The organism is Actinomadura logoneensis, assembly GCF_003428695.1.
GTDB classification, from domain to species: Bacteria; Actinomycetota; Actinomycetes; order Streptosporangiales; family Streptosporangiaceae; genus Spirillospora; species Spirillospora logoneensis.
This window is the reverse complement of sequence record NZ_QURH01000071.1, coordinates 1-12552: the sequence shown is the minus strand read 5'-3', so window position 1 is coordinate 12552 and position 12552 is coordinate 1. Positions and strand designations below refer to the sequence as shown.

Annotated in this window: 11 protein-coding genes and 1 pseudogene; 5 read left to right on the top strand and 7 right to left on the bottom strand. The window is 73.1% G+C overall.

The genetic code is table 11. The features are described 5' to 3' along the window. Positions 1-833: 833 nt before the first annotated feature. From DZF91_RS03495 to DZF91_RS03470, 6 genes are all read right to left on the bottom strand, one after another. On the bottom strand, positions 834-2375 hold the full coding sequence (locus DZF91_RS03495) for a sensor histidine kinase (RefSeq protein ID WP_235834057.1): 1542 nt from the start codon (positions 2373-2375) through the stop codon (positions 834-836). After that, a complete protein-coding gene (locus DZF91_RS03490; protein ID WP_117356057.1) occupies positions 2372-3082 on the bottom strand; it encodes a response regulator transcription factor in 711 nt (236 codons plus the stop codon). The genes DZF91_RS03495 and DZF91_RS03490 overlap by 4 nt, the downstream gene beginning before the upstream one ends. A gap of 229 nt (positions 3083-3311) precedes the next feature. Beyond that, complete coding sequence (locus DZF91_RS03485) at positions 3312-4394, bottom strand: hypothetical protein (protein WP_117356056.1); 1083 nt, start codon at positions 4392-4394, stop codon at positions 3312-3314. 210 nt (positions 4395-4604) lie between these two features. Then, on the bottom strand, positions 4605-5369 hold the full coding sequence (locus DZF91_RS03480) for a crotonase/enoyl-CoA hydratase family protein (protein WP_117356055.1): 765 nt from the start codon (positions 5367-5369) through the stop codon (positions 4605-4607). 8 nt (positions 5370-5377) lie between these two features. After that, positions 5378-6151, bottom strand: a complete 774-nt coding sequence (locus DZF91_RS03475) for an SDR family oxidoreductase (RefSeq protein ID WP_117356054.1) — start codon at positions 6149-6151, stop codon at positions 5378-5380. Positions 6152-6229: 78 nt separating this feature from the next. After that, positions 6230-7663, bottom strand: a complete 1434-nt coding sequence (locus DZF91_RS03470; RefSeq protein ID WP_235834056.1) for a glycoside hydrolase family 1 protein — start codon at positions 7661-7663, stop codon at positions 6230-6232. A 38-nt stretch (positions 7664-7701) separates the two neighbouring features. Between DZF91_RS03470 and DZF91_RS03465 the strand changes: the two genes are divergently transcribed. The 3 genes from DZF91_RS03465 to DZF91_RS03455 all read left to right on the top strand — a co-directional run bounded on the left by DZF91_RS03465 (position 7702) and on the right by DZF91_RS03455 (position 9857). After that, entirely contained in the window at positions 7702-7989 is a 288-nt protein-coding gene (locus DZF91_RS03465; protein WP_117356053.1) for a hypothetical protein, read from the top strand. An 81-nt stretch (positions 7990-8070) separates the two neighbouring features. Next, a complete protein-coding gene (locus tag DZF91_RS03460) occupies positions 8071-8367 on the top strand; it encodes a YiaA/YiaB family inner membrane protein (RefSeq protein ID WP_117356052.1) in 297 nt (98 codons plus the stop codon). A gap of 1031 nt (positions 8368-9398) precedes the next feature. Further along, positions 9399-9857, top strand: coding sequence for a C40 family peptidase (locus tag DZF91_RS03455; RefSeq protein WP_117356051.1), 459 nt, complete (start codon positions 9399-9401; stop codon positions 9855-9857). A 152-nt stretch (positions 9858-10009) separates the two neighbouring features. Here the strand turns inward: DZF91_RS03455 and DZF91_RS03450 are convergent, their stop codons facing one another. Continuing rightward, a complete protein-coding gene (locus tag DZF91_RS03450) occupies positions 10010-11098 on the bottom strand; it encodes an alkene reductase (RefSeq protein WP_117356050.1) in 1089 nt (362 codons plus the stop codon). Between the two features lie 192 nt (positions 11099-11290). Here DZF91_RS03450 and DZF91_RS03445 point away from each other — a divergent pair, with 192 nt between their 5' ends. Then, positions 11291-12142 (top strand): ATP-binding protein, encoded by an 852-nt coding sequence (locus DZF91_RS03445; protein WP_158587840.1) that lies wholly within the window; start codon positions 11291-11293, stop codon positions 12140-12142. Next, positions 12079-12552: pseudogene (locus DZF91_RS03440) on the top strand (helix-turn-helix transcriptional regulator); the annotation flags it as partial. The gene DZF91_RS03445 and the pseudogene DZF91_RS03440, both read left to right, overlap by 64 nt.

Here is a 12552-nt window from a genome sequence, read left to right as displayed (position 1 = left end):
CCCCCGGCGCCGAGCGCGATGGCCGCCGCCGCGGCGACCAGCGCCAGCCGCCGCCTCGCGCTCCATCCCCACCGGCCGCGCGGCGGGACCGGGCCGGAGGACCCGGGATTACCGAAGAAGGCGGGATTACCGAAGGACGCAGCATCACCGAAGGACGCAGAGGCATCGAAGGACGCAGGGGCACCGATGGCGGCCGACCCGCCGAACGGCCCAGGGCCGCCGGACGGGGCCGGGTCGCGGAAGAAGGCGGGGCCGCCCGGCGGGGGCCGGTCCGCCCCGGCATCGGAGGGGACTCCTGGCCCACCGGGCACTCCGCCTGGCGGAGCGGTGGGCAGAGGAGCCGCGGGCCCTGCCGTGCCGGCCGGTGCCGCCGGAGCGGGGAGTCCCGTCCGGTGCGGCCCCGCCTGCGGGGACGGGACGGGGCGCTGGCCGGTCCGGGACGGCTCGACGGGGATCGAGCCGTCCCGGACCGTGGTGGGCGCGTCCGGGATGCCTTGCCACGGGGACGGCTCGGCGGGCCCGGACGGCCCGGTTCCGGCATCCGGCGGTTCGGGGTTCCGCCGGGCCGCTGGAGGAGGTCCGACCGGGGTCCGGCGATGGGCGTCCGGGTGCGGCGCGGAGTCCGCGAGCGGTGCACCGTCCGGGCGAGGAGCCGATTCCTGCTGGTCGTAGCCCATCGGGTGCCCCCTGTCGTTCCGTCGGTTCCAGGATGGACGACGGGACTGAGCCCGCCCTGCACTGAGCCTGAAAGTCTTCTGAACGCGGACGCGGCCGTGGCGTCGGCGCGCCGTCCGGCCGGGCGCGGAGCCCGGGCCGTCCGGGCGGGGGCCCGGTCAGTCCGGGGCGAGGGGGAGGATGACGCGGAAGGTCGCACCGGCCCCGGCGGCGGTGTCCACCTCGACGCGGCCCTGGTGCGCGGCGACCAGCGCGGCGACGATGGCGAGGCCGAGCCCGGTGCCGCCGTCCTCCCGGCTGCGGGCCTTGTCGGCGCGGTAGAAGCGCTCGAAGACCCGCTCGGCCTGCTCCGGCGAGAGGCCGGGTCCCTGGTCGGCGACCTCGCAGACCGCGGCCGTCGCGCCGGCCAGCGTGCCGGGGCGCAGCCGCACCTCGATCGGCGTCCCGTCCGGCGTGTGCACGATCGCGTTGGTCAGCAGGTTGCCGAACACCTGCCGCAGCCGCGGCTCGTCGCCGAGGATCTGGTAGGCCAGGCCGCTCTCGACGTCCAGCTCGACCGAGCGGTCCGGGGCGAGCACGCGCGCCTCCTGGACGGCCTCGGCGGCGACCGCGAGCAGGTCCACCGGACGCCGCTCCACCGGACGCTGCCGGTCGAGCCGGGCCAGCAGCAGCAGGTCCTCCACCAGCAGCCCCATCCGGGACGCGGTCTCCTCGATGCGCCCGATCAGCCGGTCCAGCTCGGCCGGGCTGCGGGCCGCGCCCTGCCGGTAGAACTCGGCGAACCCGCGGATCGCCGTCAGCGGGGTGCGCAGCTCGTGCGAGGCGTCCGCGACGAACCGGCGCATCCGCTCCTCCGAGCGCAGCGCGTTCTCCTCCGACCGCCGGGCCGCCTCCTCCGAGCGGCGGGCGGCGGCCTCCGACCGCGCCTGCGCGCCGAACGCCGCCTCGATCTGGCTCAGCATCGAGTTGAAGGACGCGCCGAGCCGTCCCACCTCGGTGGCGGGGTCGGCGTCCGGCACGCGCCGGGACAGGTCGCCGCGCGCGATCGCCTCGGCGGTCGCCTCCATCGTCCGCAGCGGGCGCAGGCTGGCGGTGACGACCAGCGCGGCGAGCGCGCCGAGCCCGCCGAGCACCAGGACGCCCACGGTGATGTCGATCGTGACGAGCTGCCGGACGGTGTCGCGGACGTCCTTGAGGTTGCGTCCCACCACGACGACGTCGCCGGAGCGGGTGGTGAACGCCAGGACCCGCCACACCGCGTCCCGGCCGGCGCCCCGCGTCGTGAAGATCTCGTCCTCGCGACGGATCGCCTCCGCCCGGCCGACCGGCGGCAGGGAGCGCGGATCGACGCCGTAGCCCTGGTAGTTGATCGTGGGCGGCCCGTCGGTCCCGTCCGACCACACCTGGAGGTACATGACGTCCGGCAGGTTCCGGGGGAAGTCGTGGCGCAGGGTCAGCCCGGCCTGGACCTTCTTGCCGGTGCTCTGGAGCTGCTCGTCGGCCTGCTGCATCATGTAGCCGCGCAGCGCCGTGCTGCCCGCCGCGCCCATCACGGTCAGCCCGAGGGCCACCAGGACGAGCATCCCGACGATCAGCTTGGCCCGGAGCGGAACCCGCAGGAACGCCCGCCGCCCCCGCGCCCGCAGCTCACCGAACGTCCCGCCTCCGGGACCGCGGGGCCCGGCGGGCGGCCCCATCATCCCTGGTCGGGCGGTTCGCGCAGGACGTAGCCGACGCCGCGCAGGGTGTGGATCAGCCGCGGCTCGACGTTGTCGACCTTGCGGCGCAGCGCGGAGACGTAGGACTCGACGATCCCGGCGTCACCGCGGAAGTCGTAGTTCCAGACGTGGTCGAGGATCTGCGCCTTGGACAGCACGCGGCCCGCGTTGGCCATGAAGTAGCGCAGCAGCTTGAACTCGGTCGGCGAGAGCTGGATGACCTTGCCGCCGCGCCACACCTCGTGGGTGTCCTCGTCCAGCTCGACGTCGGCGAAGACCAGCCGCGGCGGGGGCTCGGAGACGCCGCCGCGGAACCGCCGCAGGACGGCCCGGATCCGGGCGATGACCTCCTCCAGGCTGAACGGCTTGGTGACGTAGTCGTCGCCGCCGATGGTGAGGCCCTTGATCCGGTCCTGGACGGCGTCGCGCGCGGTCAGGAACAGCACGGGGGTGTGGTCGCCGCCGGAGCGCAGCCGCCGCGCGACGTCGAAGCCGTCGATGTCGGGGAGCATGACGTCCAGCACGATGAGGTCCGGGCGGTGCCGGCGCGCGGCCTGGACGGCGTCCGCCCCGTTGGTCGCGGTGACGACCTCGAAGCCGGTGAACCGCAGGCTCCCGGCCAGCAGTTCGAGGATGTTCGGCTCGTCCTCGACCACCAGCAGAACCGCCTCCGGCGTCCTGCCCGCCATGGTCACCGTCCGCTCAGCCAATGAGAAGAACCCCCTCGTCCAATCTTCTCAAAGCGTCGCAGGCGAACCTGAAGGGACCCTGAACACGGACCGAGAGTCCGTTGAGGGAAAGTTCAGCTCCGGGAGGGGCTCTGACCTCTGGGGAGACGGTTCGGCCTCCGGAGCCGGGGCTCCGGAGGCCGTGGTGCTCACTCTCGCCGCGCCGGACGGTCGGTCGCGCCGGGGCGGCTCAGCCGAAGAGTTCGATGAAGGGGGTGCGGGCGCTGCCGGAGCTCGCCATGCCGACGCTGACGATGCCCGCGGTGCCGGGCCTCTGGTCGGCGTCCGCCGCGATCACGCTGCCCTTGCGCGCGGGGCCGTACAGCGTGCTCCAGGTCTTCCCGTTGAAGTGCAGGTAGCGGGCCTTGCCGTTGTTCTCCGCGGGCAGGACGACCACGCCGCCGCGCCCGTCCGCCGCCAGGCCGAGCCCGGCGGAGTTCAGCGGGATGTTGACCGACTTCCAGGTCTTGCCGTCCCAGTGCAGCAGGGCGTTGGTGGTCTGCGCGGCCTGCGCGTCCTTGACCGCGTACACGCTGGTCGGCGAGAGCGCGACGATCCGGTAGATGATCGCCTGGTAGGCGTTGAGCCCGAACTCGCCGGGCACGTTGATCCGCTTCCAGGTCCTGCCGTCGTAGTGGTACGCCAGCCCGGTGATCTTGCGGCCGTCCGCGGTGGTCGTCCCGGCGATCCACACGTCGGTGCGGCTGCGGACGTCCACGGTGGTGATCGTGGTGGACTTCGGCAGCGGCACCTTGGCGTCCACCCAGGCCGTTCCGTTCCAGCGGAGCACGGTGCTGATCCCGGCCGCGTAGGTGATCCCGGCGGTCGAGTACGCCGTCCCGTCGGACGCGGCGGACACCTGGAACGGCACCCCGACCAGCGGGTAGTTCACCTGCGCCCACTTGGAGCCGTTCCAGTGGATCGCCATGGGGTTCATGAACGCGCCGTAGCCGACGACCCAGGCGTTCTTGGCGGACGCGGCGGCCACGTCCATCGGGGTGAACTTGACCGGGCTCGCCTGCGCGGCCCAGCCCTTGGCCGTCCAGCGGGCGATGACCGGGTTCGGCTTGGACACGGTCCCCTTGGAGCCGACCGCCCAGCCGACGTCCTTGGCCGCGAAGTCGACGCGGTCGAGGCTGCCCGAGTACTTCAGGGCGGCGCCCCCGTTGACGTTGCGCCAGCCCGCCGCGAGCGCCGCCGGAGAGGCGGCGAGCACGAGCGCGGCGGCGCCCGTGGTCGCGACGGCCGTGCCGAGAACCGCGTTCCAGCGCATGGGACCCCACTCCCGAGAACGATCAGAACGCGAAAAGAGTACGGGAAGACTTACTGAGAAGTAAGACAAACCGGGCCGAAGAGACGGCGGGACGCCCGGGGAGATGCTCCCCGGGCGTCCCGCACGGTCTGGACGGTCGGCTCGCCCCGGTCGATCAGATCGGTCAGATCGGTCAGGACGCACCGGACGGTCCCGCGCCCCGGCCGAGCGTCACTCGCCCTGCCAGACGGGCTTGCGCTTCTCGGCGAAGGCCGCCGGACCCTCCTGGGCGTCCTTGGACCCGAACACCGGCATGACGATCTCGCCCTGCCGGGCCCACGCCTCGTCGGCCGGCCACTCGGGCGACTCGACGATGATCTTCTTGGTGGCGGCCAGCGCCAGCGGGGCGTTCTCGGCGACCTTGAGCGCGAGCTCCTTGGCGGCGGCGAGCGCGCCGCCGGACTCGGTGAGCCGGTTGACGAAGCCGAACTCCGCCATCCGGTCCGCCGGGTACTTGTCGCCGGTCAAAGCCATCTCCATGGCGATGTGGTACGGGATGCGGCGCGGCAGGCGGAGCAGGCCGCCGGCCGCCGCGACCAGGCCGCGCTTGGGCTCGGGGAGCCCGAACTGCGCGTCCTTCGCCGCCACCACCATGTCGCAGGACAGCGCGACCTCGCAGCCGCCCGCCAGGGCGTAGCCCTCGACCGCCGCGATCAGCGGCTTGGCCGACGGCCGCTCCACGATCCCGGCGAAGCCGCGGCCCTCCACGATCGGGTTGTCCCCGGTCAGGAAGCCCTTGAGGTCCATGCCCGCGCAGAACGTGCCGCCCGCGCCGGTGAGGACGCCGATGGACAGGTCCCTGCGCGAGTCGAGGGTGTCCAGGGCCGCCGCGATGCCCTGCGCCACCGCGCCGTTGACCGCGTTGCGGGCCTCCGGGCGGTTGATGGTGACGACGAGGACGGCCCCGTCCTCCTCGACCAGTACAGCTTCGGACATTCAGGGCCTCACTTGGGCTGGAAGCGGATGCCGCCGTCGAACCGGACCGTCTCGCCGTTCATGTAGTCGTTCTCGATGAGCGAGCGCACCAGGTGCGCGAACTCGGCCGGCTTGCCCATCCGCTTCGGGAACGGCACCGGGGCGTACAGCTTGGCCTTGAACGCCTCGGCGGCCTCGCCCTCGCCGTAGATGGGGGTGTCGATGATGCCCGGGCAGACCGTGTTGACCCGGACGCCGATCGCGGCGAGGTCGCGGGCGGCCGGCAGCGTCATGCCGACGATGCCGCCCTTGGACGCCGAGTAGGCGAGCTGGCCGGTCTGGCCCTCCAGCGCCGCGATGGACGCGGTGTTGATGACGACGCCGCGCAGGCCGTCGGCGTCGGCGGGCTCGGTCTTGGCGATGGCCGCCGCGCCGATCCGCATGAGGTTGAAGGTGCCGATCAGGTTGACCTGGATGACCTTGGTGTAGCTCTCCAGGCTGTGCGGGGCGCCGTCGCGGTTGACGGTGCGCTCCGCCCAGCCGATGCCCGCGGAGTTCACGATGATCCGCAGCGGGGCGCCGGTGTCCACGGCCGCCTGGACGGCCGCCTCGACCTGCGACGCGTCCGAGACGTCGGTCTTGACGAACACGCCGCCGAGCTCGTCGGCGAGGGCCTTGCCCTTGTCCTCGTTGAGGTCCGCGACGACCACCTTGACGCCGTTCGCGGCCAGCTCGCGCGCGGTGGCCTCGCCGAGGCCGCTCGCACCGCCGGAGACGACGGCGGATACTCCGTTCAGGTCCATAAGCAGCACCTTACGTCAGAGACCGAATCTGGTTCGGGGTGATGTTACCCACAGGTCAGATTACGGGTCCGGAGCGGGTCACGCGGCGGGCGGGGTCGGTGTGGGGACGAGGCAGGTGGACGGCTCCTCGAACGTGCACCACGCCGGCGCGCGCACCGGGGTGTACCCGGACGGCACGCCGCGTCCGGCGATGATCGCCCGGTAGGCCGGGACGGCGTCGGTCGGACGCCGCAGCAGCTTCGGATCCGTCAGCGCGTCCACGGTGTAGAGGCCGAACCGCGCCCGGTAGGAACCCCACTCGTAGTTGTCGGTCAGGCTCCAGTAGTTGTAGCCGATGACCTTCACGCCGTCGCCGATCGCGCGCTGCATCCAGTAGACGTGGTCGCGCAGGTGCTGGGCGCGCGTGTAGCCGTCGGCGCGGGCCTTGCCGTCGTCGGTGGCGAACCCGTTCTCGACCACGTACAGGGGCAGCTTCGGCAGGCGGCGGTGGTAGTTGCGCAGCACGTGGTACAGGCCGTCCGGCTCCGGGTCCACCTTCCAGGGCTCGCCGAGGCCGGCGTTCAGGGCCGTCGCGTTGCCGACGCTCGCGCCGTAGTAGTAGTCGACGCCGACGAAGTCGAGCTTGTCGGTCACCTGGTCGAACAGGACGGCGTCCATCAGGCTGTTCAGGACCGTCCCGTAGGCGACGTTGGTCGACACCATCGCGCCCGGATCGATCCGGTGGACGAGGTCGTACGCGGCGCGGTGCGCCTTCACCAGGGCGGCCTTCATGACGCCGCCCTGCGGAACGGTCAGCGGCGCGTCGGAGACCTCGTGGACGAGGTACTGGCTCGCCTCGTTGAAGGTGATCCAGAGGACGCCCATCCGCCGGTACCGCCGGACGACGAAGCGCACCTGCTCCAGCCAGTCGGCGACCGTCCGGGGGTTGCGCCATCCTCCCTGGTCGGCGACCCAGCCGGGATGGACCCAGTGGTCGAGCGTCAGCATCGGGCGCATCCCGGCCGCGCGGATCCGCCGGACGAGGTCGTCGTAGTAGGCGAGCGCGGCAGGGTCGCGGTACCCGCGCTTCGGTTCGACGCGCGCCCACTCGATGGACGTCCGGAACACGTTCACCCCCAACGCGCGTGCGCGCGCGAGGTCCTCCGGATAGCGGTGCAGGAAATCCACCGACTTCTTGTACGGGTCCTTGATGCCCGGCTTCTTTCGGGCGATGTACCGCGTCCAGTTGCTGTCCGGGAAGCTCCCTTCGGCCTGGAACCCGGATGTGGCGACGCCCCACAGGAAGTTCGCCGGGACTTTCGGCGCCTTGGGCGCGCCCGCTCGTCGCGTGCGCGTCCCCCGGGTGGCGGGTGCGGCGTACGCGGCTCGCGCCGGGACGAGCGCGGAGGACGCGGCCAGCGCCAGCGCCGTCACCGCCGCACGCCGCCCGACAGGCGCCTTCGAGCCGACCGCTCCGGCCGGGCTCGCCTCCTTGGCTCTGCCGGACGCGCCCACTGCTTCCGGATCACTCACCGGGCCGGTTCCGTCCGGCTCGCTCCCGACGAGCCCGGATGCGGATCGGAGTCCAGGTCCGGATCGGGGTCCGGGTCCGGATGCGGGTCCGGGGCCGGATCGGGGTCCGGGGCCGGATGCGGGTCCGGGACCGGATGTGGATCGGGGTCCGGGGCCGGATGTGGATCGAGGTCCCGATCCGGTGCTTCCCGACCCGCTTCTTCGCGCTGCGCTTCTTCCGGGCACGACGGCTCCCTCCGGGGCTCCCGCTTGCGATCACAGGCGCGGACGGGACGGCCGTCAACCGGCGCGCCCTGACCGGATGCGGAAGGCGGCCGGTTACCTAGGCACCCCGGCGGCCGGGTTGAGTAGCGCGGCCCGTCCGGCTACTCAGGCACCGCCGCGCGGCGGGCGGCACAGTGGACGACATGGACCGATTCCTCCAGCTCAAAGGCACGACGGCGGCGTTCTTCGTGCAGGCGATCCTCTCCTTCATCGTCTCGATGGCAGCGGTGGCCGTCGGGATCGTGTTCCTGCCCGCTCCCCTGTGGGTGCGCGGCTTCCTCGCCCTCGGCACCCTCTACGTCACGACCTCGACCTTCACGCTCGCCAAGTGCGTGCGGGACCGGCAGGAGGCGGCGGCCGCGCCGCGTCCCGGCCAGGCCGGGTCCCCGCTGCCCCCGAACGCCCCGTACGTCGAGTCGGCGTCCGGCTCGTGGGGCTGATCCAACCGGGAATGGCCGGAACGGGCCACCGGACTCGCCGCCGGGGGACGGCGAGGCGGTCACAGAACGGCGTTCGCGTCACCCGCGGACGCCGTTCCCGCGCGTCCGGGGCGGACTCCGCCGGACCGTCCGAACCGGACAACGGAGCCCGGGAAGGACGCTTCCTCCGCGTGTCCCGCCTTCGTGGCGTGGTTCACAGAACCATTACGGCCGGGCCGTTCCGCCTGTCGGTATAACGGTCGGTAATCGCCATTGCGTTGATCATATTCAACTTCCCCATTGCTCCCCATCGCAGCAATCTGGGACCTTTGTCCGCTCTAGACCGCCGAGGTCCGGTCCGTCGATGAACAGGAAACTTTGACGTGCCTTGACCCCTCCGACCGGGTCTCCGGGGAGGTGAGCGAGATGTGATCGGCGGACTACGGAGAAGCGCGGAGTTCCGTCCGCGACAGCCGCCGCCGCTACCCAGCGTAACCACGTTTCCGGGGCGCGAACACCCCTGGAAGCCCCTCCGGCGTTACAGGTGATGCAGATCACAACGCACGAATTCCGCGCGGGAAATCGCAGGCAGAACGCCCGAAAGCCGGACCGAACCGCCCCTTCGGACAGCTCCGGCGACACCCGGGATTTGCCACCAAAGCCGAAGTCTGGCTACGTTCCTGCCGATCACGCGGCATGGACGCCGCCGACAACAGAACACCCCGACGCACGGCGGTCGCACCCCCGCTCGCACCGCCGACGTCAGCGCCGAGTCCGTGCAGCCCTGAGCACGGAGCCGGACGCGGTCCCACCGGCGTCCCCCCGGAACCCGCTCCCGCCTGGAGCGCCCACCGGAACGCGCCCGGGTCCGCACCGCGGCCCGCCGACTCTCGCGGCCCCCATCAACGCGAGCGGACGGTGGACGAACCATGCCGCGCCGGCAGGCATCCCCTGCGAGGTCTGGAGTAGTTCTGCATACCCCCCGATCCTTCAAGCCGCTGAAGCGTGCCGCCCTCACGGCCACCGCCTTCGCCGTCGCCGGTTCCGCCCTCGTGGCGGCGCCCGCGCACGCGGCCCCCGGTTCGCCGGTCACCAGCGTCAACGCGCTCGCGTCCCTCACCGCCAAGCAGCGCGCCGCACGGCAGAAGGCACGCGCCAAGGCCGCCGTCGCCTACGCCTACAAGCAGATCGGCGACCCGTACCGCTACGGCGGGACGGGCCCCGGCTCCTGGGACTGCTCCGGTCTCGCCGGCGGCTCGTGGCGCAAGGCCGGCGTGAAGCTGCCGCGCACGACCCAGCAGATCTACCGCGCGGTCCACTACAAGGTCTCCTGGAAGGGCGCGGTCGCGGGCGACCTGCTGTTCTTCTACAGCGGACGGACCCACATGGGGATCTACGTCGGAAACGGCTACATGATCCACGCGCCCGGCTCCGGCCGGACCGTCCGCAAGGTCAAACTCAACAGCTACTACAAGCGCGTGTTCAACGGGGCCGTCCACCCGGGTTACTGATCACCGCGCTCGAGAAGAAGCCGTGCGCCGCCCCTCTCCTCCTCGGGGCGACGCACGGCTTCCTCGTTTCATCCGACGCGTCCGTCTTCGGAGCTCCGCCGTCCACGCGGCACGCGGCAAGCCGCGCGGCACGCGGTCAGGCGGTCAGGCGGTCAGGCGGTCGCGGCGACGAGGGTCGGGTAGTCGGTGTAGCCGTGGTGGTCGCCGCCGTAGTAGCTCGCCCGGTCCGGCTCGTTGTACGGGCCGCCCGCCTTGATCCGCTCCGGCAGGTCCGGGTTGGCGAGCCACATCTCGCCGAACACGACCGCGTCCGCGACGCCCTCGCGCAGCGCCTCGACACCGTGCTCGGGACGGGCCGGGGACGACCCGGCCGACGGGTGCGGGTTGAGCAGCAGCGTCCCGTCCCACGCCTCGCGCAGCCGCCGCGTCCGGGCCCGGTCCCCCAGCTCCATGATGTGCAGGTAGGCGAGGCCCAGCGGGTTCAGCTCCCGGACCAGCGCCCCGTACTGCGCGTCGGGGTCGCTCTCGGTGATGCCGTTGAGGGGCGTGCCGGGCGAGACGCGCATGCCGACGCGGTCCGCTCCGACGGCGTCCACGGCGGCGCGCGCGACCTCGACGGCGAACCGGTTGCGGTTCTCGACCGAGCCGCCGTAGGCGTCCGTCCGGTGGTTGCTGCCGTCGGCGAGGAACTGGTTGATCAGGTAGCCGTTCGCGCCGTGCAGCTCGACACCGTCGAAGCCCGCCTCGACCGCGTTGCGCGCGGCGGACGCGAACTCCTCGACGGTGCGCGCGATGTCGTCCAGGGTCATCTCACGCGGCTCCGGGTGCTCCAGCATCCCCTGGTCCGGGGTGAACAGCTTCATGCCGGACGCGACCGGGGACGGGCCGAGCGGGAGCGAGCCGTCCGGGTACAGGTACGGGTGGCCGACGCGGCCGGTGTGCATGAGCTGCGCGACGATCCGTCCGCCCGCGGCGTGCACGGCGCCGGTCACCGCGCGCCACGCCTCCACCTGCTCGCGGTCGTACAGACCCGGCGTCGACACGTACCCCTGGCCGAGGACGCTCGGCTGGACGCCCTCGGTGATGATCAGCCCGGCCCCGGCGCGCTGCGCGTAGTACTCCGCGGCCAGCTCGGTCGCCAGCCCGCCGGCGGCGGCGCGGCTCCGGGTCATCGGGGCCATCACGAGGCGGTTGGGCAGCTCCAGGCGGCCCACGGTCACCGGCTCGAAGAGTTCGTCCATGGTGGTGCGCTCCCAGCGTTCATTCGTGCGTTCGTTAGTGCGTGAGCGGCGCGTCGGCGGGGCCTCGGCACAGCGTCCGCACCGCGTCTGCGGCGCGTCCGCACCGCGTCATCGCTGGTCATGACGCTAGGAGCCACGACCTACGGGGCGAATCCGTAAGACTTCGGTACTTGTCCCCGTAAGTTGGGTGCCGTGCTCTACGGAAGGGACGCCGAGCAGGCCCGGATCGCGGCACTGCTGGACGACGCGCGCGACCACGGCCGCAGCGGCGCCCTGCTGCTGCGCGGCGAGGCGGGGATCGGCAAGACGGCGCTGCTGGAGTGGGCCGCGGGCAGGTGCGGGCACGACCGCGTCCTGCGCGTCACCGGGTACGAGGCCGAGCGTGTCCTCGCGTTCGGCGCGCTGCACCAGTTGCTGTGGCCGGTCCGCGACCGCCTGGACGCGCTGCCCGGCGCGCGGGCGGACGCGCTGCGCGCCGCACTCGGCCTCGCGGACGGCGGGCACGGCGACCGCTTCGGCGTCGGCCTCGGCCTGCTGACGCTGCTGGCCGACCTCGCCGAGGACGGCCCCGTCCTCTGCCTGCTGGACGACGTCCAGTGGCTGGACGCGGCGAGCGCGGACGCCCTGCTGTTCGCCGTCCGGCGGCTCGCCGCCGAGGGCGTGGTGGTGCTGGCCGCCGCGCGGGACGAGGGGCTGCTCGGCTCCGGCCTGCCCGAGATGCCGCTCGGCCGGCTGGAGACCTGCGACGCCGTCCGCGTCCTGGAGGGGCGCGGCCTGCCCGCCGACGCCGTCCAGCGGGTGCTGGAGGAGGCCGCGGGCAACCCCCTGGCCCTGCTGGAGTTCGGCGCGGCCGGGCCGACCGCGCCGGGGACGCTGCCGGTCCCCGAGCGCGTGCTCGCCTCCTTCGGCGCCCAGATCGCGCGGCTGCCGGATCGCACCCCGGGCCGACCGCGCCGGGGACGCTGCCGGTCCCCGAGCGCGTGCTCGCCTCCTTCGGCGCCCAGATCGCGCGGCTGCCGGATCGCACCCGCGAGCTGCTGCTGATCGCCGCGGCCGAGGGCCGGGGGCACCTGCCGAGCCTGGTGGCCGCCGCCGCGTCCTTCGGCCTCGGCCTGGACGACCTGGCGGAGGCCGAGCGGCTGCGGATGGTCGAGGTGACCGGCACCGGGATCGCCTTCCGGCATCCGCTGATCCGCGCCGCCGCCTACCAGGGCGCGCCCGCCGCCCGCCGGCTCGCCGTGCACCGCGCGCTCGCGCTCACCGCCGAGGACGCCGACTGCCGCGTCCGGCACCGCGCCGCCGCGGCCATGGGACCCGACGAGACGGTCGCCGCCGACCTGCAGGCCGCCGCCGAACGCGCGCGCGGCAAGGCCGGGATCGCCGTCGTCGCGCGCCTCTACCGGCAGGCCGCCGCGCTCACCCCGGACGACCGGGCCCGCGCCGGACGCCTCGCC

Excerpts from the sequence above, each read along its gene's own strand:
- DZF91_RS03495 (WP_235834057.1), bottom strand. The coding sequence starts at position 2,375 with ATGATGGGGCCGCCCGCCGGGCCCCGCGGTCCCGGAGGCGGGACGTTC.
- DZF91_RS03490 (WP_117356057.1), bottom strand. The coding sequence starts at position 3,082 with ATGGCGGGCAGGACGCCGGAGGCGGTTCTGCTGGTGGTCGAGGACGAG.
- DZF91_RS03485 (WP_117356056.1), bottom strand. The coding sequence starts at position 4,394 with ATGCGCTGGAACGCGGTTCTCGGCACGGCCGTCGCGACCACGGGCGCC.
- DZF91_RS03480 (WP_117356055.1), bottom strand. The coding sequence starts at position 5,369 with ATGTCCGAAGCTGTACTGGTCGAGGAGGACGGGGCCGTCCTCGTCGTC.
- DZF91_RS03475 (WP_117356054.1), bottom strand. The coding sequence starts at position 6,151 with ATGGACCTGAACGGAGTATCCGCCGTCGTCTCCGGCGGTGCGAGCGGC.
- DZF91_RS03465 (WP_117356053.1), top strand. The coding sequence starts at position 7,702 with ATGCGGATCGGAGTCCAGGTCCGGATCGGGGTCCGGGTCCGGATGCGG.
- DZF91_RS03460 (WP_117356052.1), top strand. The coding sequence starts at position 8,071 with ATGGACCGATTCCTCCAGCTCAAAGGCACGACGGCGGCGTTCTTCGTG.
- DZF91_RS03450 (WP_117356050.1), bottom strand. The coding sequence starts at position 11,098 with ATGGACGAACTCTTCGAGCCGGTGACCGTGGGCCGCCTGGAGCTGCCC.